The 21127-nt window shown below is 55.1% G+C and carries 15 protein-coding genes; 12 read left to right on the top strand and 3 right to left on the bottom strand.

All coding sequences use genetic code 11. From position 1 onward, the window contains the following. The first annotated feature begins 69 nt into the window (after window positions 1-69). From HP435_RS24580 to HP435_RS24545, 8 genes are read left to right on the top strand one after another with little or no spacing between them, the layout of a single operon-like run. Window positions 70-2442 carry a DUF7408 domain-containing protein gene (locus tag HP435_RS24580; RefSeq protein ID WP_173598557.1) on the top strand — a complete coding sequence of 791 codons (2373 nt, stop codon included), beginning with the start codon at window positions 70-72 and terminating at the stop codon, window positions 2440-2442. Continuing rightward, window positions 2439-3365, top strand: coding sequence for an ABC transporter ATP-binding protein (locus HP435_RS24575; protein WP_173598556.1), 927 nt, complete (start codon window positions 2439-2441; stop codon window positions 3363-3365). Before HP435_RS24580 ends, HP435_RS24575 begins: the two co-directional genes overlap by 4 nt. After that, window positions 3362-4255, top strand: coding sequence for an ABC transporter permease (locus HP435_RS24570; RefSeq protein WP_122966383.1), 894 nt, complete (start codon window positions 3362-3364; stop codon window positions 4253-4255). The genes HP435_RS24575 and HP435_RS24570 overlap by 4 nt, the downstream gene beginning before the upstream one ends. Before the next feature lie 3 nt (window positions 4256-4258). Continuing rightward, window positions 4259-5989 carry a coiled-coil domain-containing protein gene (locus HP435_RS24565; protein WP_173598555.1) on the top strand — a complete coding sequence of 577 codons (1731 nt, stop codon included), beginning with the start codon at window positions 4259-4261 and terminating at the stop codon, window positions 5987-5989. 17 nt (window positions 5990-6006) lie between these two features. After that, window positions 6007-6990 carry an AAA family ATPase gene (locus HP435_RS24560; protein ID WP_122966381.1) on the top strand — a complete coding sequence of 328 codons (984 nt, stop codon included), beginning with the start codon at window positions 6007-6009 and terminating at the stop codon, window positions 6988-6990. After that, on the top strand, window positions 6987-7868 hold the full coding sequence (locus HP435_RS24555; protein ID WP_173598554.1) for a DUF58 domain-containing protein: 882 nt from the start codon (window positions 6987-6989) through the stop codon (window positions 7866-7868). The genes HP435_RS24560 and HP435_RS24555 overlap by 4 nt, the downstream gene beginning before the upstream one ends. 16 nt (window positions 7869-7884) lie before the next feature. After that, window positions 7885-9741 carry a vWA domain-containing protein gene (locus tag HP435_RS24550; RefSeq protein ID WP_173598553.1) on the top strand — a complete coding sequence of 619 codons (1857 nt, stop codon included), beginning with the start codon at window positions 7885-7887 and terminating at the stop codon, window positions 9739-9741. Beyond that, entirely contained in the window at window positions 9731-12595 is a 2865-nt protein-coding gene (locus HP435_RS24545) for a VWA domain-containing protein (protein WP_173598552.1), read from the top strand. The genes HP435_RS24550 and HP435_RS24545 overlap by 11 nt, the downstream gene beginning before the upstream one ends. 47 nt (window positions 12596-12642) lie before the next feature. Here HP435_RS24545 and HP435_RS24540 read toward each other — a convergent pair whose 3' ends face one another. Then, on the bottom strand, window positions 12643-14898 hold the full coding sequence (locus tag HP435_RS24540) for a multicopper oxidase family protein (RefSeq protein WP_173598551.1): 2256 nt from the start codon (window positions 14896-14898) through the stop codon (window positions 12643-12645). Between the two features lie 246 nt (window positions 14899-15144). On the opposite strand from HP435_RS24540, the gene HP435_RS24535 reads away from it, so the two are divergent. Both HP435_RS24535 and HP435_RS24530 read left to right on the top strand, forming a co-directional pair. Next, window positions 15145-15924 carry a class I SAM-dependent methyltransferase gene (locus HP435_RS24535; RefSeq protein WP_173596652.1) on the top strand — a complete coding sequence of 260 codons (780 nt, stop codon included), beginning with the start codon at window positions 15145-15147 and terminating at the stop codon, window positions 15922-15924. A gap of 138 nt (window positions 15925-16062) precedes the next feature. Continuing rightward, a complete protein-coding gene (locus tag HP435_RS24530; protein WP_122966375.1) occupies window positions 16063-17778 on the top strand; it encodes a methyl-accepting chemotaxis protein in 1716 nt (571 codons plus the stop codon). An 84-nt stretch (window positions 17779-17862) separates the two neighbouring features. On the opposite strand, the gene HP435_RS24525 is transcribed toward HP435_RS24530, so the two are convergent. Then, window positions 17863-18996, bottom strand: coding sequence for an ABC transporter permease (locus HP435_RS24525; protein WP_217365106.1), 1134 nt, complete (start codon window positions 18994-18996; stop codon window positions 17863-17865). A 2-nt stretch (window positions 18997-18998) separates the two neighbouring features. Further along, window positions 18999-19742: an ABC transporter ATP-binding protein gene (locus HP435_RS24520; RefSeq protein ID WP_063230827.1), complete on the bottom strand. Its 744-nt coding sequence runs from the start codon at window positions 19740-19742 to the stop codon at window positions 18999-19001. Between the two features lie 224 nt (window positions 19743-19966). Between HP435_RS24520 and HP435_RS24515 the strand changes: the two genes are divergently transcribed. Beyond that, window positions 19967-20353, top strand: a complete 387-nt coding sequence (locus HP435_RS24515; RefSeq protein WP_229049749.1) for a hypothetical protein — start codon at window positions 19967-19969, stop codon at window positions 20351-20353. A 144-nt stretch (window positions 20354-20497) separates the two neighbouring features. Next, a complete protein-coding gene (locus HP435_RS24510; RefSeq protein WP_122964305.1) occupies window positions 20498-21127 on the top strand; it encodes a SurA N-terminal domain-containing protein in 630 nt (209 codons plus the stop codon).

Here is a 21127-nt window from a genome sequence, read left to right as displayed (position 1 = left end):
ATCGCGTCTTAATTTGTATGAAAAAGACGAATAGACTGCAAACGAATTGACCATGGAGGTATTGAGGGAATGAAAATGGTGAAGGGCAAGCGATGGCTGCTTTCCATGTTCGCGCTCCTGTTGCTGCTGGTGTTGGGACCTGCGCACCAAGGGGCGGTCGCTCTGGCAGAGGGCACGATCCAGCTGAGGGTGAGTGCAGGGATCGATGGCGCGTACAAGGAAGCAGGGCAAGTGCCGATTGTGGTGACTGTAACAAATGGAGGCGCCGATACGGAAGGCAACCTGATGGTAGCGACGGGGAACAGAGGGAACAACCAGTATTCCGCCGCCTATTACCAGCCAGTGTCGATCGCCAAAGGCGTGACCAAGCAAGTAACGATCATGGTGCCTGGTTCAGAGCTGTACAACAGTACGTATGTAGCCATGATGGTAAACGACAAGATCGTAGCGCAAGCGCCCTTGAATGGTCAAAGCTACAGTAACGATATGGTAATGATCGGGGTGCTGGGGCAAAACGCAGATACCGCGAATTTCCTCTCGGCGCTGCCGCGGGATACGTTTCCAAATCCGGCGAAAGCAGTGCCGATGAAGCCGGAGAATGTTCCGACTTCGGGCGTGCAGCTGCAAATGCTCAACATGCTGATCCTGAACAATTTTGCCCTGGATTCGTTGAATGAGCAGCAAATTCAGGCGATACGCGACTGGACAAAAGCCGGGGGCAAGCTCGTTTTGGCAGGTGGTGCCCAGTACAAGAAAACCGCAGGAGCGCTCGCTGACCTCTCTCCTGTGGAAGTGACCGGGACTACGAGCGTGACTTCGCTGGCCAACTTGAAGACGGATAAAACGAAGCCCGTTGAGCTGACGGCTCCGTTTACGGTCAGCAACGGTACAGTAAAAGCCGGGAAAGTGCTGTACAGCGAGGGAACAATCCCGCTGTTTGTCGTACATAACGTAGGGGAGGGCAAAGTGCTGTACGCAGCCTACGATCTGGCGGAGGAGCCTGTCGCCAGCTGGGCCGGGAACAGCCGCTTCTGGTCTGACCTTTTGATCAAAGCGTTTGGTTCCTCGCTCGGCGACTTCAAGTCGTCTTCGCTTGACGGCATTTGGCCGCTGCGCGAAGCATCAGATATGAATCCGGACCTGAAAATTCCGGAAGTAAGCTGGTTTGCCCTGTTGTTCGGGATATATGCCCTGATTGCCGGACCTATTTTGTTTTTCATTTTGCGGGCATGGCGCAAACAAAGCTACATGTGGGGCATCGTGCCAGCTTTGGCGATTCTCACGGGGATCGGGATTTTCTCGTTTGGCGCTTTGCAGCGTGGTACGGGCGTCCTCGTCCATCAAGTGAGCTTCGTCCAGCTGCAAAACGATGGACAGGCAAAAGTAAACGGGCTTACCTCCTTTTTTGTGCCAAGAAACGGTGAGTATCGCCTGACTGTAAAAGGGCAAGGACAAGCCCAACCGCTTGCAGATCGGGAGCGGACAGATGTGATTCCTAAAATCTGGACTTCCACCCAGGCGGATCAAACGGATATTCAGTTCCGCGACGTAGAATTTTGGTCGACGCGCAAAGTGGCGACAGAGCATACGATTTCCGATGCAGGCAGCTTTGAGTCGAACTTGTCTTACAAAGAAGGAGCCTTAACAGGAACGGTTACGAACAAGACCAAGTTTGCCCTGCGCGATTTGACGATTTTTTCCGGTAACCAAGTGCAGGAAATTAGCGAGCTGGCACCTGGAGCAAGCATTGAAGTCAATCTGCCGTTCCAGCCAGCAGCCCAGGCGAGATGGAGCAATCGTCAATCGTACGCTACGACGGCGCTGCCTGCGCATCTGCGCTCCATTCAAACAGAGCAGACGCGTGAGCAAGTCATGATCGAAATGCTGGAAATGACTGATCGCAGAAACAATCAGAACGAAATCGTGAGAATCGCAGGCTGGACCAACCAATCGGTTGTCGATGCTGTCGTGCAAAACGAAAACACCAAGCTGGAGAGCCTTACACTAATTACTTCCGAACTGAAGGTGCAGCCTTCCAAAGACGGACATGTCTACTATCCGACAGGTACATTCGATGTCACGATGTCGGGCAGCTCCGTTCCGGTTGGCGATGAAGGGGACGGCTACCGCTTGCCGGCAGGAGACATTACCTTTGACTTCAATCTGAGTCAGGAAAACAAGAAGCTGAAGATCACAAACGTGTATTTGTACACCTGGTCGGATGACAACACGCCGTTTTCCAAGGAAGTGTACAACTGGAAGGCAAAAGCTTACGAGCCGTTTGAAAAAGCGTTCAACAACACCGTCATGTCAGGCGACAAGGCTGCCCTGTACGTGTCGGCAGACGGCATGATGCGCATCAAGTTTGCCCATCAGCTGCCTGATGAACGCCATATCGGCATTCCGAATGTGAGCGTGGAAGGGAAGGTGAGCCAGCAGTGATCCAAATTCGCAATTTGCAAAAGAGCTACGGGAAAATGCAGGCGTTGAAGGGCCTGACAATGGACATTGAAAAGGGCACGGTTTTCGGTTTCGTCGGCCCGAATGGGGCAGGAAAATCTACGACCATGTCCATTCTGGCTACCTTGCTTGCCCCTACGAGCGGCAAAGCGTACGTGGGCGGCTACGAGGTGACGAGTCACCCGAAGGAAGTCCGCAAACTGATCGGCTACATGCCGGACTTTTTCGGCGTCTACGACAACTTGACGGCAGAGGAGTACCTGGACTTTTACGGTGCGAACTACGATATTCCGGCTGCGGAAAGAAAACAGATCATTCCGCAACTGCTCGATCTGGTCAATCTCAGCCACAAGCGCGACGCGTACGTTGATTCGTTGTCGCGGGGGATGAAGCAGCGGCTTGGGCTGGCCCGCTCCCTGGTGCACAACCCGGAAGTGCTGATTCTCGACGAGCCCGCCTCCGGTTTGGACCCGCGGGCGCGGATCGAGCTGCGCGAGATTTTGAAGGAACTGCGCGATATGGGCAAGACGATCATCATCAGCTCGCACATTTTGCCTGAGCTGGCAGAGATGTGCGATGTCATCGGGGTGATTGAAGAAGGGAATCTCGTCGCATTTGGACGAGTCGATGAGATTTACGCGAAAATGCAGGAGCAGCGCGTGCTGCGCATTCGCTTGACTGGCCAGCTTGAGGAAGCGATGACGCAGTTGCGTGAAATGCCTGTGATCACGAGCGTAACGCGCGAAGGAAGCTGGGTTGTCGCCGGGTTTGCCGGAAACGACGAGCAGCAGGTGGAGCTGTTGCGGGAACTGACGACAGCTGGTTATCCGGTGGCAGCCTTCAACGAAGCGGTGGGCGATCTGGAAGACATCTTTTTGGAAATTACGAAAGGGGTGGGCTCATGAACGTCCTGAGAAGATTGCGCAACCCTGTGTTATTCAACGAATGGAAATTGCGGATGCGGACGAACCGCGCCCCGTGGATCATTTTGTTTTACTTGCTGGTGTTGGGAACTATGACGTTGCTCGCCATCTTTTTCATGACGAATGGCGGCAGCTACTACAAGCCTGGCGAGACGCGGGAGCTGTTCATGATGCTGTCGATCTTTCAACTCGGCATGATCGGCTTTCTCGTTCCGGGTCTGACCGCAGGGGTAATCTCGGGAGAGCGCGAACGGCAGACGCTGAGCATCCTGCTGACGACAAACATAAGCGCCACGAGGCTGATTTTGGGAAAATGGCTGGCTTCGCTCAGCTTCATGATGTTTCTCGTGTTCGCCACCATCCCGCTGTACGCGATTGTCTTTTTGTATGGCGGGGTGTCTCCGCTGCAACTGATCAAAGTGTTCGGCTTCTACGTCGTTACCATGCTGGTAGTCGGCAGCATCGGCGTACTTATATCGACCTTGATCAAACGGACGGGAATTGCCACGGTCGTCAGTTATGCAGTCGTATTCGGTGTGGCGATCGGCACAAGCGTGCTGGCGGAAATTATTCGCCAGTTCATCCGTTATCAAAATCGGATGAATCAGGTGACTTCTCCGCCGAACTCCATCTGGCCCGATCTGTTGCACAGCATCAACCCGGTGTTTGCCATGCTGAACATTTTTGAAGAAGGGCCTGTCCAGGATTTGAGCAGCTTCACCAACGCCCAGAGCTTTTGGGCGAATGTCGATCCATTTTGGAATTACTGCCTGTTTTATGGGGGATTGACTGTTGTTTGCCTGTTGCTTGCGATTTACTTCATCCAGCCTGTGCGCGGACGGAAGCGCAAGGCGTCAGCCGGGGAGCAGTAAGCCATGTTTACCGCGAAACCGGACAATGAGCTGAAGTCGCTGCTGAAGCCAGTGCGCAGAAAGCTGCAAAACCAGGTACTGATCCAACAAATCACGTTGTACGGCTTGTGGGGGGCGGGGGGAAGCGGACTGCTTCTCCTCGCTGCCCGTTTTTGGCCGATCCCGTATTACGCGTGGCTGGCGGTAGCCATGTTTCCTCTAGGGCTGGCGATTGGCTGGATGAGCACGAAGTGGCGACAAACGACTTGGCAAAAGAGTGCGCAGGCGGCAGACGGCAACGGGCTTGCCCAGCGCGTGGAGACGGCGTGGGAGCATCGCGAAAGCACCTCCTCCGTCGCGGTCATGCAGCGGGAAGATGCGCTGCGGCATTTGCGCAAAAACTTGCCGGACATCATCGAGAGCATTCGCGTTTGGGCCGGGCTGAAAAACAGGTTGTTCGTCACAGGCGGTTTGCTTTTGCTGTGCTTGCTGCTCCTGGTTTGGCCCAATCCGCAAGATGTGCGGCTTCTTCAGATGGAGCAGGCAAAACAGGCAATCGCCAAGGTGGAAAAAGAAATCGAGGAAATCAAGGCGAAAACGAAAGCAAATGAAGGGTTGAGCGAGGCTCAGAAGAAACAGCTGGAAGAGATGCTGGAGCAAGCGAAGAAGAGCATCGCCAAAGCAGACGATCCCGCCGGACGGCTCAACGCGCTGCGGGCGGCAGAAAAGCAGCTGGAAAAGCTGCGGGCAGCGGAGCAGAACAAGACAGCATCGCTGCAAAGCTTGCAACGCAGTCTCGGCAGCCAGAAGTCGACAAAATCAGTGGCCGACGCATTGGCCAAAAGCGATCGCGAAGCATTGAAAACGGCGCTTGCCGAGATGGCAAAAGAGCTGGAAAAGATGAAAGAACAGGAGCGGGCTGATCTGGCCCGGGAACTGGAAAAAGCCGCAGAACAGTTGAAAAAGGACGCGGAATCCGCCAATGCGCAAGAGCTGGCGGATACGGCCAACCAGTTGGCACAGGCCGCCAAGGAAATCGCAGCCGGGCAAGACCCGGAAGCGATGAAGGCGCTGGAAAACAGCCTGCTGCAAGCGATGGGAGCAACCGAGCAGTCCCAGCAGGCGATGCTCGCGGCCTCCCAGGCGGCAGCTTCGCTCACTCAGTCGCAGATGACGCTGGCAAGCGCCGCAGCTGCCGGAAGCAATAACGGGGCGAGTGGAACCGGAGCAGGCCAGGCAGTCCCTGCGTCGACTACCCCGGGAAACAACCAGGCAGCAACGGGCAGCGGAGCGTCAGCCAATGCGAACGCTGCGGCCAATCAGACGAATCAGGCGAATCCGCCTGCAAACGGCAACACAGGAGCAGGTCAAGGCAACGGCTCAGGAAAAGGTGCCGGGAACGGCGCGGGCAATGGTTCGGGAAATGGCGCCGGAGCAGGCGCAGGCGGCGGAAGCGGAAACGGTCAAGGGCCGGGAGGCGGACTGGGCGCAGGAAAGCACGAGCTGGTCACGATTCCGACCAGCCGCATCGGCGGGGAAAATGGCCCTTCCGAAACGGTAGGCGGCCCTTTGGGAGCAGGTCCTTCCCAGTCGCAGCAAAACAGCCAGACACAGGTGACCTCCGGCGGAACGCTGCCGTATGAGGAAGTGTACGGCCAGTACGAGCAGTTCGCCCGCGAGAGCATGGAAAAAGGCACGATTCCCGGCGACTATCAAGATATCGTCAAAGACTATTTCAGCAAAATTGAGCCTTAGAAAAGGAGGGCGCGGCTATGGCACAGCAAACGCTAGAAGATTGCTTGCAGCGAGTAGAGCTAGTCAGACAAGAGATCGGAAAAGTATTGGTGGGACAAAAAGACGTCGTCGAGCAACTTTTGTGGGCGGTGTTCGCGGGAGGCCATGCTCTTTTGGAGGGCGTACCCGGTCTGGGGAAGACGCTGCTCGTGAAAACTTTGTCGCAAGCTTTTGAACTGTCTTTTCAACGCATCCAGTTCACTCCTGATTTGATGCCGACTGATATTACAGGGACAAACATTCTTCTCGTGGACGAGACGGGGCAGCAGTCGTTCCAGTTCCAGCACGGACCGATTTTTGCCCATGTCGTACTCGCCGATGAAATCAACCGGGCAACACCGAAGACGCAGAGCGCGCTGCTTGAGGCCATGCAGGAGCGCACGGTTTCCGCAGGGGGCGTCACTCGACCGCTGCCTGCGCCGTTCTTCGTTTTGGCGACACAAAACCCGCTGGAGCAAGAAGGGACTTATCCGCTGCCCGAGGCCCAGATGGACCGCTTTTTGCTGAAAATCGACGTGCCGTACCCGACAGCTGACGAACTGAAGGCAATCGTACAGCGCACGACGACCGGGCAAGCGATTCCGGTAGAAAAGGTGGCATCCGGCGAGCAAATCGGGCAAATTCAGCAGGCCGCCCGCGACATTTTGGTGGCAGATGCGGTGCTGGACTATGCTGTCAACTTGCTGCTTGCGACTCACCCTGGCGAGCGGGCTGTCGCTTCTGTCAATCAGTACGTGCGAAACGGGGCAGGGCCGCGCGGGGTGCAGGCAATCGTCTCCCTGGCAAAAGTGCGGGCGCTGCTTTCCGGGCGTTACAATCTCGCCTACGAGGACGTGGAAGCGGTAGCTTTGCCAGCCCTTCGCCATCGCATTTTCCTCAATTTTGAAGGCGAGGCGAGCGGAGTGCGGGCCGATCAGATCATCCGCGATATTTTGGACGCGCTGTCGGGGCAGAAAGCATGAGTCAGCACCTGCTTGACCCGGCATGGCTTGCCAGACTGGAACGGATGCAGCTTGCCACCAGGAAAGCCGTCAGCGGCAGCCATGCGGGAAAGAGACGGGCCAGACAGCTGGGCAGCTCGATGGAGTTTGCCGACTTCCGGGCGTACGTGCCGGGAGACGACTTGCGCCAACTGGATTGGAATGCGTATGCGCGCTCCGGCAAGCTGTTTTTGAAAAAGTATTTGGATGAAACCGAGCTTCACGTGAGCTTGTATATCGATTGCAGCCGCTCCATGGGCTACGGGCAGCCGAGCAAGCTGTCGCGCTCGGTGCAGATTGCCGCGGCTTTGGGGTACTTGTCGCTGTGCCACCTCGATCACGTATCCGTCTACGCATTCGATCACCGCATCGTAGCGTCCTTGCAAGGGTTGCAGGGCAAAGGTCAGGCGCATCGGCTGCTTTCCTTTTTATCGGCGATCGGGGAAGGCGGCCCGGGGGATTTGCATGGCGCACTCCGCCAGCCTGGAGCAGTTCGCGGCAAAGCAGGTATTTCGATCGTGCTTTCCGATTTTTTGTTCCCGGACGGCTACGCGGAAGGGCTGGCCTACTTGCAGGCGGCGCGGCAAGAGGTGACGCTTGTGCAGGTACTTTCCCAGGAGGAACGGCAGCCGGATTACGCAGGCGAGCTGCGGTTGATCGACGCCGAGACCGGACAGGCAAAAGAAGCATCGATGACTGCCTTGTTGCTGGCCGAGTACGCGAAAAGCTTGCGCGATTTTCGCCAGGAGCTGGCTGCTTTTGCCTACGGAAGAGGCATCGCTTACATAGAGATCGAAGCGGAGCAATCGCTGGAATCGGTCGTCTTTCACGTATTTCGGCAGGCGGGCATGATTCGCTAGAGAGGAGAGAGACTTCATGCAGTGGATGGGACTTTCCAACATCTGGTTTGCATTGATCATCCCGGCCATCATCGTCCTCTACCTGCTCAAAAGAAAAGTAGAGGATCGCGTCGTGCCGAGCACGCTGCTTTGGCAGCGAACGTTGCAAAACTGGGAGGCGGTGCGGCCATGGGAAAAGCTGCGGCGCAACTTGCTATTGTTCCTGCAACTGCTGGCGGCATGCTTGCTCGTTCTGGCACTGACCAGACCAGCCATGCCAACGGAAGGGATCACGGCTGACCACACCGTGCTTGTCGTCGATACATCAGGCAGCATGCTGGCAAAAGAGGGAGAAGAGACGAGGCTGTCACGGGCCGTCTCCGAAGCGAAGGCGCTGGTCGAGAAGCTCGGCAGCGCTCAGACGATGACCGTGATTGCCGCCGGGAGCGAGCCGAATGTGCTGGTGTCCAAAAGCGCCGACAAAACCGAGCTGACAGCGGCGCTGCAAAAGCTGACAGCCAACATGGGAACGTCTGACCCGCTGTCTGCGCTGTCGCTGGCGGGAGCGATCGCGGCGAATGAACCGGGAAGCGGCGTCATCTGGATCGGGGATGGCAATGTGGAGCGAAAGCTGGCGACCCAGTCATTGTCCGCCTCGTCCGCAAGCTTTCGCTTCATGCAGATGGGGAGAACGCGTGAAAATGCGGCGATTGCCGCCTTTGTGACACAGGCCGGGCCAAACGGTGTCGAAGCCCTTTTGCGCATCGATAACCATGGCAGCGCCCAGTCGCGAGGAACCGTCACGATTTTTGATGACAAAGGCAAGCTGCTGGACACGAACCAGTTTGCCATCGAGACAGCACGTTCCGGGACGTTTTCGTTCACAGAGCTGCCTGTCTCGACTGCCTATCGCGCTGTCATTGCGCCGGAGCAGGACGGCTTGCCGCAAGACAATGAAATCTGGAGCGTGCCATTTGCGGCGAGCAAAGGAAAAGCCGTGCTGTACACTCCGGCGGGCAATCGCTTTTTGCATCAGGTCATGCAGACCGTTGGCAGCCTGGAGGTGGAAACCGTCCAGAACGCTCCCGGGCCGAATGCCGAGGCGCGCGATTTGTGGGTGTTCGACGGCGAAGTGCCGGACAAGCTGCCGCAGGGCAATATTTTGCTGATCGCGCCAGACAGGAAAACGGATTGGCTGCCGCTTGCAGGCGAGCAGGAGCTGGAGCAGGGACCGCAAGCCGTCTCCGCAGATGATCCGATGCTCAAATACGTGGATTGGCGCGAGGTGCATATTGCCAAAGCGGCGGTTTTAGGCGAAATGCCCGGGATGAAGACACTCGTGCGAGCTGGTGACGCGGATTTGGTCAAGGCTGGCGTGATCGACGGCAGGCGCATCGTCGTGTTTGCTTTTGACTTGCACGACTCCGATTTTCCGTTGCGCCCGGCTTTTCCCATTTTCATGCAAAATGTTGTGAACTGGCTGTCGCCAGCGCAAACGGCACCCATCGCCACCAGTCATCCGGGAGAGAGCCTGAGCATTCCGCTCACGCCGGGGGCAACGGAGAGAAGCTTGACGTATCCCGATGGTCAGCAGCAAGCGATCAAGGCAAACGGAACGGTCTTGACGATACAGGTGCCGGAGCAGATCGGCTTGTACAAACTGGACGAGACATTGGACGCGGGAGCTGTGAGCAAGTATTTTTCCGTGCGCCTGAGTGAGAGCGAGTCGGATATTACGCCGAAAACGCTCAGTGTTGCCAGTTCGCAGGCTGGACAAGGCGAAGCAGAGCAGCAAAGAGCGGGCACAGGCACGCGGGAGTTGACGTACTGGCTGGCAGCGCTTGTGCTCTTGGTTTTGCTTGTGGAATGGAGGGTGTACCAACGTGGGTATTAACTTTACACAGCCGTGGCTTTTGCTGCTTTTGTTGCCTGCTGCCTACCTCGTGATCCAGTGGTGGCAAAAGCAAAAGCAGATGCCCGCAAGCAGAAAAACCGTTATTGCCACCCTTCGTTTCGTCTTGTTCGCGCTGCTCATTTTCGCGTTGGCAGGGACGCAGCTGCTCACGCCTGTTCAAGCCAAGACGGTTGTTTTTGTCGTGGACCGTTCAGCCTCGATGAAGGACGATCAGCGGGTGCTCTCGTTTTTGCGAGACGCTATCGGGCAAAAGCGTGCGGAAGACAAGTATGCAGTCGTTGCCGTCGGAGCTGACGCCGCTGTCGACCAGCCGTTGACATCGCGCGAAGAGCTTGCGCCGCTGGGAGTCGAAGTGAACCGCAACGCGACGAATCTGGAAGAAGGAATACGGCTTGCGGCGGCGATGATTGGGAGCAACACGAGAGGCAAAGTCGTGCTGCTCACCGATGGGATCGCGACGAACGGCGATGCTTCCCGGCAAACGAAGCTGGCGCAAGAACGCGGCATCAGCGTAGAGGCTGTGTCCTTGCAGCAGCCGCAAGGAGACGAAGTCGTTCTGTCGTCTGTGCAAGTTCCGCAAAGGTTGTACGCCGGAGAAGAGTATGCGATCACAGTCGATGTGGAGAGTTCGCTTGCCACAGAAGCGACGCTGCGGTTGTACGAAGGCAACCGCGCAGTTGGTCAGCAAACGGTGCAAATCGATAAAGGAAAAAACCGCTTTGTCTTTTCGCAAAAAGCGATGGAGCAAGGCTTTCACCGTTATCGGGTGGAAATCGAGCCTCGCCAGGATACCGTTCAGGCGAACAATCAGGCAACGGCTTATACCCAGGTAGCCGGAGCGCCTGTCGTCCTCGTGCTGGAAGGACATCCGGGCGCGGCGAAAAATCTCGTGCAGGCGCTCCGGGCAGGCGGGATGCAGGTCGAACAGCGCGAGCTTGCGCTTTTGCCCAAGGAGCTTGCGGGCTACAAGCAATACGCGACGATCGTGTTGTCCGATGTGTCCGCTACCCAAATGAGTGACGCTGACATGGAGCGCATGAGGACAGCGGTGCGCGATCTGGGGCTGGGGCTGATTATGACCGGAGGAAGCGAGAGCTTCGGAATGGGCGGCTGGTTCCAGACGCCGATCGAAGAAGCGCTTCCGGTGCATATGGATTTGCGCGGAAAACAACAGCTTCCTTCTCTCGGGCTGGAACTGGTGATCGACAAATCCGGCAGCATGAGCTCAGATGCCAGAGGTGTCGATAAAATGGAGCTGGCGAAGGAAGCCGCGATTCGGGCTACGACCATGATGAATCAGCAAGATTCCATCGGAGTCATCGCGTTTGACGGTGATCCGTGGGAAGTGGTTGCCCCGCAGACCGTCGCCAACAAAGAAGAGATTCACCAGCAAATCGGCCGCATTCGCGCCGATGGCGGAACAGATATTTACCCCGCGCTGCAGCTGGCGTACGATCGGGTGAAACAGATGAATACGCAGCGCAAGCACGTGATTTTGCTGACGGATGGACAGTCAGGCATGCAGGATGACTACCAGGGGCTATTGCAGCAAATGACCTCCGAAAATATTACGGTGTCGACAGTCGCGGTGGGAGATGATGCGGATCATACGCTTTTGGAAATGATCGCGAAAACAGGCAATGGCCGCTATTACTTTGCCAATGACGCCGAATCGATTCCGAAAATTTTCAGCAAGGAGACGGCACTGGCCAGCCGGACATTCATCGTCGAAAAGCCGCAAATTCCCGAAGTGACAGGAGCCGGCATGTGGCCGAGCTTGCAGCAGGCATTGCCGCCGCTAAGGGCGTATGTGGCGACAACAGCCAAACAGACAGCGGAGACGTCACTGATGAGTATGGATGACGACCCGATTTTGACCCGCTGGCAGTACGGGCTGGGACGCGCTGTTGTCTGGACGAGCGATCTCGAAGGCAAATGGGCGCCTGACTGGGTGAGTTGGGGTGGCACTGGCCGTCTGTGGAATGAGGTAGTCGCCTGGACATTCCCGCAAATCGCGGAAGGAAAGTGGAAAGCGCGGACAAGCCTGGACGGAGCTGCGGGCAGTGTAAAAGTGACGATGCCTGCCGGGGCAAGCTTGCCGCAAGAGCTGGAGGCGGTTGTCCTCAACGAGAAAATGCAGCGGGAGATCATCAAGCTCAAACCGATTGCCCCAGGGGTTATGGAAGGCAAGTTCGAGACGGCAGACCCCGGCACGTACATGATCCAGATATCCGAAAAGAGTCAGGGACGCGTACTCGCGAGTCAAACGACAGGACTGACCGTATCTTACTCTCCCGAATACGGAATGTCGCGGGATGGAGAAACAGAGCTGCGCACCTGGCTGCTCGCAGGTGGCGGCAAACAGATCAGCGAACCGCAGGAAGTCTACGGCGGTCCGTTTCCCGCCAAGTGGGACACGCAATCCATCGGGGAGTGGCTGTTGATGCTTGCGGCATTGCTTTTGCCAGTAGATATTGCGGCGCGCCGCTTGCAACTGCCCGATCAATGGTGGACAAGGCTCGCGGGCCTGTGGCGCAGATCAGCATCGCCTGCAACAGCCGGGTCGCAGCCGCAGCAAACGGTATGGACGCAGCTGTCAGACAGACGTTCCGCGACCCAGCGTTCGCGTTCAGATGCCCCGGCGCACATTCGCAAAGACAGTGATTTGACTGCTTTCCAAGCAAAAGGCACGGCCAAGACCGTGCAGGAACCGTTGAAAAACAGACCAGCAGCGGTATCGGGACAACAGCCGCCGTCCCGCGAGGAACAGCAAGATTCGGATGATACGCTCAACAGGCTGCTCGCGGCGAAGAAACGTCGAAGCAAACCGTGAGCAGCGAAAAAGCAGCCCGGTACATGGCCAGGCTGCTTTTTCTTCTATTATTCGGGATGATTGCGGGTAGCGCGACCTGCTTCGTAGGGAGTGGTTACTCCTTCGTACAAAAGATGCATGCTCATGCCAAGCGCGGCGTGATCCTGATTGTGGCAATGGTCCATCCAAAGGCCGGGATTGTCAGCGCGAAAGGCGACTTCGTATGTCTCGCCCGGCGCTACATTCAGCGTGTCCGTCCACCAGGGACTTCCTGTAGTCTGTCTGCCGTTGCGTGTGAGGACGAGCATGTGATGACCGTGAAGATGCATCGGGTGATCCATGAAGCTGCGGTTGACGAAAGTCATTTTCACCAGGTCGCCCTCCTGGACGAGCATCATCGGCGTGTCGGGAAACACCTCGCCGTTTATCGTCCACAGACCGTCGATGCGGCCATCGTACATCCCGAAGGCGACATCAAACAGCAGAACGTATTCGCGATCGTACGATGTGGCGAGATCAAAAGGCAAAGGCAGCGGAGCGCCGTAGCGAGCAGGATCGAACAGCGGCAAGTCTGCTTGCAGGTTCGGCAAGGCATCGCCTCCGTCCGGGCTGAGCAGCAATCCTTTGCCGCGGTTTTTGCCTTGGGTCGCTTGTGTGAACAAGACGGGGCGATTCGGCATGGTAAAGGAGACGTCATATCTCCCTCCGGCAGCAAGCTTCAGCGCTTGGTTGGCAAGCAAATTCGGCTCGTTGACTTCGTTTCCGTCAATGGCGCTCACTTGAAAAGAAGTGCCGAGGAGCTGATAAGTGACGGGCAGGTTTTCCGCGTTGATGAAACGAAGTCTTACAGGAGTACCAGGGGCAACCGTTTGCTTGGCAAGCATGTCTGCGCCATTCAGCGTCGGTCCCTCTCCTTTTGGTTTGTGATGAATGAGGGCAAGATCGCGGATGGCAGGCTCTGACCGAGATGCATTTGCATTGGCAGCAGGCTCAATCACCATAGCGCCAAAAAGCCCTTTTCGCACCTGGACAGAGGCTTGCTGATGCGAGTGGTACCAAAAGGTTCCGGCTTGCTCGGCGCGAAAGCGGTAGACGTGCTTTTCGCCAGGAAGTACAGCGTCCTGTGTCGCTCCGGCTACGCCATCTTCGGCGTTGGGAACGTTCAGACCGTGCCAGTGAATGGTGACGCCATCAGCGATATCTTTGTTTTCCAGGACGATCTCAACCAGCTCGCCTTGCTTGAGCCGCAGCTCTGGCCCGGGGTATTGCCCGTTAAAGGTCCAGGCTTCCAGCGTATTTCCGGAAGGCAGCCGAATCGTCGCTTTTTGCGCCGTCAATGCGAATTTCCGCTCTGCCGTGCCCGCACGCGGCCCAGTCAAGTCCGCTACACTGACCGTTTTGGCATTCGACGAGGGCGCAGTGCCGCTGTCCGGCGCATGACTAGCGTGCGAAAGATGGGCAAGTTGCTTTGTGCTTAGCCCAGTATCGACGTTCGTGTGACTGGTCATGTTGAACTGTTCCGGAAGCAGGCTGGCTTGAAGGGCCTGACTGCCAAACGCGACAAGTCCGGTGGACAGGACCATGAATACACCCGTTGCCCGCAAAAAACGAAAAAGCGGCGCAGGGCGCTTCCATTCTCCGGGGTGGGAGCAACGCTGCTGCTGCCATGATTGAACGATCCAGAGCGCTGAGGTGGCAGCCACCATTACCACCCAGGCGACGAGCAGCGTGGATGGCTCCAGCGTGACAGCAGGGAAGGTAAGCTGCAGGCAGCAGGCTGTGACACTGCCCAGAACGGCAAGCTGCAAGGGAACGATCAGCTCAGGCGCCGAAATCATTTTTCGGAGATGTTCATCCACCCGCTCATGATCTGTAGTGTAAAAAGGGTCTGCTTGCCGCAAAAGACTCATGTCTGCTGAAGCAACCTTTTGCGCAATCAGAGACATGTCGGGATTATCGACAATATAAGATGGCTTGTTGCTGCATCTGCTCAGCTTTGCAGCCAGGTCCAGCAAGCGGGGAAGCGAGAAAAAAAGCACGCAAATAACAGGGACAGTGATCAGCGGGAGAAAGCCGATTGTTTTGTCCTTTATGTAAAGCCAACCGAATGATTGAAAATACGCCCAGGTCAAAAGCAGTTGTCCGGCGAATACAGACAGCGATATCCAGACAAACAGCAGAGTCAAGCGGGTCTTTCTTGCAAGCGCTCGTTTGGTTGGCTGATAGACGAGCGTATGGGCGATAAGGGCCGGGATGAGTGTCGTGAGGACCAGAACGAGAAACAAGCCTTGGTGGGTTCCGGCGAGCACCGCAAAATCTGCCATAAATAATTCCTCCCGTGAACAGTTCCATTCTTACATGATAGAGAGCATCGCTGATCAGCCAAACGTACTGGGGCAGTATTTTCCCTCCGTCTCGGGACGGATACATGTGAGTGAAAGGAGTGCGGAAGGCATGTCTTTTGACTTTTTCGAGACATAACAACGCTCGGAACGCTGTCGTTCTCCACCTGGATCATCGTCATCCAGCCAATTCGAGGCAAACGACAGAAACAGGAGGAGACATCAATCATGGAACAAAGAACAGCATGGGAGATTTTCAAGCGAGAGGTAGAAGCGCCATTTGCCGGATGGAATTTTCAGCGGCTCACCCAGACAGGGAGAATGCAGGAAGCTCCGCTGACCTGGAATTATGCGAGTATCGTCAAAGCGCTGATGAACGGGATTGACTCGATGCTCGATATGGGAACAGGCGGGGGAGAACTGCTCGCTTCCTTGCAGCCGCATCCGGCGAGAACGTTTGCGACAGAAGGATACCAGCCCAACGTAGGAGTAGCCCGGGCCAATCTTGCGCCACTGGGCATCGAGGTGGTCGAGGCGGACGGAGAAGATGTGCTGCCATTCGCGGATCGCACTTTTGATCTGATCATCAATCGTCATGAATCGTATTTGCCGAGTGAGCTGTCGCGCTTGCTGAAACCGACCGGGACGTTCGTAACCCAGCAGGTCGGCGGGCAGGACAACCTGGAGTTGAACCGTTTGCTCGGAGCGCCGATTCCTCCCGATTATTTGCACTGGAATCTGGCTTTTGCAGCCGCCGAGCTACAGGACGCAGGCTTTGTCATTTTGCAGCAAAAAGAGGAAATGAGCTTCACCCGTTTCTATGACGTCGGGGCAATCGTCTACTATTTGAAGGCGATCGAATGGCAGATTCGCGACTTCGCGGTAGAGCAATACGCGGAAGCGCTGCTTGCTTTGCAAAAGAAAATGGAGCCGATCGGCTATGTGGATATTCCTAACCATCGTTTCATGATTTTGGCAAAATTAGGGTCATATTCAGTTAATAAATAGGCTCCTTTTTGTCGATAAGACAAATAGGGAGTTCAGTACAAAAGCGCCCTTTGAGGCGTTTTTTGTTTGAAGAAACTTCTGTGGGGGAATTATCGATCTATTAATCTATCGTACAGAGAAAAGGGGAAGTGAGAAAGGATGAACAAGAGCTTGGCTAGTCGGGTGGTCGCGCTCGTGGCTGTGATTGTCGTTTTGACGATGGCAGTCAACGTCTTCATGATCAATCAAAACAGCGCAACCACGATCGAACGGACGCTTTCACGCTCAAGTATTGGAACCGCGATGCATGTAGCGGCAGGCATCGATACAGAGAAGCTCGCCAGTTTCTTGGCCAAGCCCGAGAAAAATGACGAGTACATGTCCATCCAAAAGACGCTGAAAGAGTACATGGACAAGACGGGAGCGCTATACGTATACATTCTCCAGGCAGATGGAGAGAAGGTCAAAATCATGGCGGACGGCATGGTCGAGGATAGCTTCACGATCGGACAGCCTACGACTTCGACCACCTTTGCAGACATCGCGCCCGTGCTTCAAGGCGGAACGAGCAATACGCCCATCGTCAATGATCCGGTTTACGGTTCGTATCTGAGTGCGTTTGCACCGATCCAGGACAAGTCCGGGCAAGTTATGGCTATTCTCGGTGTCGATACCGCTGCGGAAAAGGTCGAGCTGATCAACGAGCTTGTACTGAGTGAAACGATGCCGCGCATCATTATTTCCATGGCGGCGGTGACGATAGTCGCTTTGATTGCGGTCTACTTCGTGGTGAAAAGAATGCTGCGTCCGCTGGGAATCGTACAGGAAGCCTCGGCGAGGATCGCTGGAGGCGATTTGACAGACGCGAAGATCGCCGTCACGAAGCGAAATGATGAAATCGGCCGGATCGTTGTCGCTTTTAGCGAGATGACAACACAGCTTCGCCAAATTATCGGCGGCGTCAAGGAGACGACAGAGCGCATCGACAATATGGCTGTTTCCATTCGGGAAGGCGCTTCCTCTGTTCGCGAGCAAAATAAAAATATCGTGGTTACGAGCCAGGAGATCGCATCTGGCAATGAACAAACGGCAACGGCGATGGAAACTACCGTGCAAACGGTTCAAGAATTTTTGAGCGAGCTGTCCGAGCTGAACAGCGCGATCGAAGCGATGGATGCTGTCTCTAACCAGGTAGCTGACATCGGCCAGAGCAGCTACACAGTATTGCAGGAGTTTTTGGCTGACGGAACGGAAACGAACAACCAGTTCCACGATGTCCAAAACACGATGATGATTTTGGAGGAAAAATCGCGCCGAATCAATGACGTAATTGAAACGATCCAGCAAATTGCAGGACAGACGAACTTGCTCGCGCTGAACGCTGCCATCGAGAGCGCCCGGGCCGGGGAAGCAGGTCGCGGCTTTGCCGTGGTTGCAGACGAGGTGCGCAAACTGGCTGAGCAGACAGGAGCGGCAACGCTGGTCATTCAGGAGAGCATCAAGGACATCCAGGATCAGGTGAAGCAGGCAGCCGAAAAAACGAACGGAACTTTGAACCGTTACAATGCCGGAACACAGCGCCTCGATTCGGTGGCAAAAGGAATCACCGAGCTGTCCACGATGACGAACACGCTCAAAACTTCGCTGGCCAATGTGATTGCAAGCGTTGAAACCATGAAGCACGGTCAAAACAAGGTGAACGAATCCGTATTGACCGTAACGGCGATTTCCGAACAGACAGCCGCTGCGACCGAAGAGGTGTCGGCTACAATTCATGACGTCAGCGGCAACGTGGACCAGTTTGTCGTCGAAATTCAGGACGTTACCGAAAGCATCCAGGAGTTGCGCAGAAAAGTGGATACGTTCCGCTTGTAAGCTTTGCCCGAAACAAAACAGCCCTTCGCACTGGCTTTCTTGCCAAGCGAAGGGCTGTTTTTGTTGGCAGCGAAAAGGTGCTGGTTACCACAAAAGTACGGCGATGTGCACGACGCCCTGAAACAGCAGCAAGGTCGAGCGCAGCCAGACAAATGCGCGCTTTTGCTCGGAAGGCGGAACAGGGAAAAGCTGGTGGCTGGCTCGCTTGCCTTGTTGTCGCCAGATGCCGCCCAGCTGACTTGCTGTCATCAGCAGCAAGAGAGCGGCAGCAATCGCTTTGGCGTACAGGTTCGGCAGGACGAGAATGACGATGATGCCCAGGCAGACGAGGCGGGCGTAAATCCCGGCGTAATCCCCGGAGCGAATGAACGTCCGGGCGTACAAATGACGCGCCGTATGAGCCGGACTGTAAGGCAGAAGCTGCGCCAGGCGGGTCAGCCAAAAGCGCGGCTTCACCTGATGCTGCAAGGCAGGAACGTCCCGGAAGTTGTTCATGATCTGATAAAACCGCTGACGCAACCCGTTTTCCATCGCCAGCAGCCGATACCATTTGAGCGGATGCTGGGCCTGCACTTTGCGCATTTGCCGATGGAGCCAGACAAGCAAAAGGGCGCTAAGGACGGCCCCACAAGGCACATATCCAAAAGTGAGAAATTGCCCCGCACTGAAAATCCAGGCAAGAATCAGATAGGACAGCAAAAAGCGGGCGGCAAAGAACAGGCGCTGTGCTTGGACGGCAGGCAGGCGCAAAAAAATCCAGCTGCTGTGAACATTCCAGCCCTTCAGCAAAAACGGAATCAGCCAGTACAGCCAGAGCTGTATTTTGTCCGCTCCCGCAGCATTTGTGTACATAGGGAAGAGCAAGAGAACCAGCACAAACAGTCCCACGCTTTGGACGAAAAAGTTATAGACCTGCGCCCGGCGAAAATAGCCAGCGAGCCGCGTCTCGTGCGGAGTGAGGAAAATCAGGTCTGCTTCCAGCAAAAAGGTGCGGTGCGGACTGCGCGTCACCACGATGGCCATAACCAGTGCCAGTGCGTGGACGAGTGGAAACCAGGCCGGAATCAGTTCGATTATGCTGCGGTAGTACATGGAGATCAATCCGGCAAGGAAAACGGCGACAAACAAGACACCGCCATTGGCCATGTATTGCGCGTATTTGATGAACTCTGTGGAAAAGGCGTGCAATCTTTTTTGAAACAGCTGCTCCATATCCATCTTCACTGTTTTTCATCCTCTACGATATGTAAGTAGATGTCATCCAACGAATGGTTGGTCAGACCTGTGAACTGGCGAAGCTCTGCAAGCGTGCCCTGGGCCTTGATTTGTCCTTTGTGGAGCAGGATAAAACGATCGCAATACTTCTCTGCGGTCGCCAAGATGTGTGTAGACATGAGGATGCCTGCCCCTTGCTCCTTGCAGCGCTCCAGCCAGGTGAGCAAAGAGCGTATCCCGAGCGGATCAAGACCAAGGATCGGTTCGTCGACGATATACAGAGGCGGCTGGACGAGAAGCGCCATCATGATCATCAATTTTTGCCGCATCCCTTTGGAGAACTGCTGCGGAAAACGGTTTTTCATTTCCTCCATGCGAAATTCTTTGAGCAGGACGGAAGCTCGCTGGTCAAGCTGCTCTTTTGTCAAACCGTGGCTCATCGCCATCAGCTCGATATGCTCCCAAAGTGTCAGTTCCTCGTAATAGATGGGAGATTCCGGGATGTAGCCGTAAGAGAGCCGATAGTGGTCGGGATCGGATTGAAAGGTTTGGCCTGCAATGTGGATAGAGCCTTCCAGCGGCTGCAAAAGACCCAGAATATGCTTAATCGTCGTGCTTTTCCCTGCTCCGTTCAGTCCGATCAAGGCGACGATTTCGTGAGCATGAATATCAAAGGAAATATTTTGGATGACGGCACGGCTCGGGGAGTAGCCGCCCGTTACGTTGTTGACTTCCAGCAAGGCTTTCATAAGTTCCTCCTTCTCGCCAAAGCAAATGGCAATCGGTCATCCCCCTATTGTAGCCGAAAACCCAGCTTTTTGGAAAAACGCTGTGCACAGCCTTTTTTGCTTGCGGGTGAAGAGGAAAGGGATAACCGTACAAGCAATGGCTGACTGCGCAACATAAACCATTATTACAAAGGACGGAGGAGGTGGAACCTATGACGCCGGGGCAACAGGACAACCAAAGAGACATGGACTTGCAAATGCAGCGCATCTACCAGAAACTGGACAAATTCGAAGAGAGGATCGACCAGCTTGAGGGACAAATGACAGTCGCAACAAAGTGGTTGGAACGCATAGAACACAGATTAGAACGCATGGAAGACGTACGCATAGATTTGTTGCAAGCGATCGCGAAGCTACAGACGGAGCTGAAATTGAGAGAAGAAAAAGCAAACAAAGAGAAAGATATCATCATGCAGCTACTGAACAACGACAATCGGGACAAAGAAAATTTGGCACAGATGATCGAAGGAGACAGAAGCAGAAAGCAAGAGCGCTTTTTACAAATATGGGCGGTTTTAGGTCCCGTCCTTGCCTCCGTTCTCACCTCTCTTTTTGCACGGTTTTTCATGTAAGGTGACACTTTCCGTGAATGACGATCGCCAAATCGGCACATGATGATATAAAATGTGGAAAAGTTGTGTAAAGGCTTTTCCATTTTTCTACCGCATCTCCTGGCTATACTTGATGGGCAGAACATTGAAAGAGAGGATATCCACGTGAAGAAGTTTGATGTTTCCATACTCTCAGTTGCCATTTTACTGACCGGACTGGCTGTACTCGGTGTCTATCAGGCAGGAGAAGCGAAGAAAGATCCGGTTCTGGTAAAGGCCGGTGATACCTCGATTACGCAATACCAGCTGTACGATGAAATGAAAAGCACGTACGGCAAGCAAATGATACATGAGATGGTCGCTCAATCTTTGATTTCGCAGGAAGCCAAGGCACAGAAGATCCAGGTCACCAAAGAGGAAATGGACAAGGAAATCGCCTCGATGAAACAGCAAGTCGGCTCCGAGGAAGCTTTTCAAAGCTATCTTCAGGGAATGGGGCTAGACGAAAAGAAGCTTCGTGAAAAGATGTCTGTCCTGATGACCCGCGACAAGCTGCTCGACAAGGCATTCCCGGTCACAGATGAGCAAGTGAAACAATATTACGATGAAAACAAACAGCAGATGGGATCGCCAGCGCCGGAATTTGAAAAGGTGCGGGATCAGATCAAATCTGTTTTGGCCGATAAAAACCGCAGCGAGAACTACAACAACTGGCTGAATGACATCCAGAAAAACCACAAGGTAGAATGGTACGATCCGTCTTTTGACGAGCCGAACAAGCCCGCTGCCGGATAA

This window comes from Brevibacillus sp. HD3.3A (genome assembly GCF_013284375.2).
GTDB lineage: Bacteria > Bacillota > Bacilli > Brevibacillales > Brevibacillaceae > Brevibacillus > Brevibacillus parabrevis.
Note: the sequence above shows the minus strand (reverse complement) of the source record. Positions and strands in the feature narration are given on the sequence as shown.

What these genes read in the sequence shown, in the direction of transcription:
- HP435_RS24580 (WP_173598557.1), top strand. Translation starts at nt 70, where the DNA reads ATGAAAATGGTGAAGGGCAAGCGATGGCTGCTTTCCATGTTCGCGCTC.
- HP435_RS24555 (WP_173598554.1), top strand. Translation starts at nt 6,987, where the DNA reads ATGAGTCAGCACCTGCTTGACCCGGCATGGCTTGCCAGACTGGAACGG.
- HP435_RS24525 (WP_217365106.1), bottom strand. Translation starts at nt 18,996, where the DNA reads ATGGATATGGAGCAGCTGTTTCAAAAAAGATTGCACGCCTTTTCCACA.
- HP435_RS24515 (WP_229049749.1), top strand. Translation starts at nt 19,967, where the DNA reads ATGGACTTGCAAATGCAGCGCATCTACCAGAAACTGGACAAATTCGAA.
- HP435_RS24535 (WP_173596652.1), top strand. Translation starts at nt 15,145, where the DNA reads ATGGAACAAAGAACAGCATGGGAGATTTTCAAGCGAGAGGTAGAAGCG.
- HP435_RS24550 (WP_173598553.1), top strand. Translation starts at nt 7,885, where the DNA reads ATGCAGTGGATGGGACTTTCCAACATCTGGTTTGCATTGATCATCCCG.
- HP435_RS24560 (WP_122966381.1), top strand. Translation starts at nt 6,007, where the DNA reads ATGGCACAGCAAACGCTAGAAGATTGCTTGCAGCGAGTAGAGCTAGTC.
- HP435_RS24520 (WP_063230827.1), bottom strand. Translation starts at nt 19,742, where the DNA reads ATGAAAGCCTTGCTGGAAGTCAACAACGTAACGGGCGGCTACTCCCCG.
- HP435_RS24530 (WP_122966375.1), top strand. Translation starts at nt 16,063, where the DNA reads ATGAACAAGAGCTTGGCTAGTCGGGTGGTCGCGCTCGTGGCTGTGATT.
- HP435_RS24565 (WP_173598555.1), top strand. Translation starts at nt 4,259, where the DNA reads ATGTTTACCGCGAAACCGGACAATGAGCTGAAGTCGCTGCTGAAGCCA.
- HP435_RS24540 (WP_173598551.1), bottom strand. Translation starts at nt 14,898, where the DNA reads ATGGCAGATTTTGCGGTGCTCGCCGGAACCCACCAAGGCTTGTTTCTC.
- HP435_RS24570 (WP_122966383.1), top strand. Translation starts at nt 3,362, where the DNA reads ATGAACGTCCTGAGAAGATTGCGCAACCCTGTGTTATTCAACGAATGG.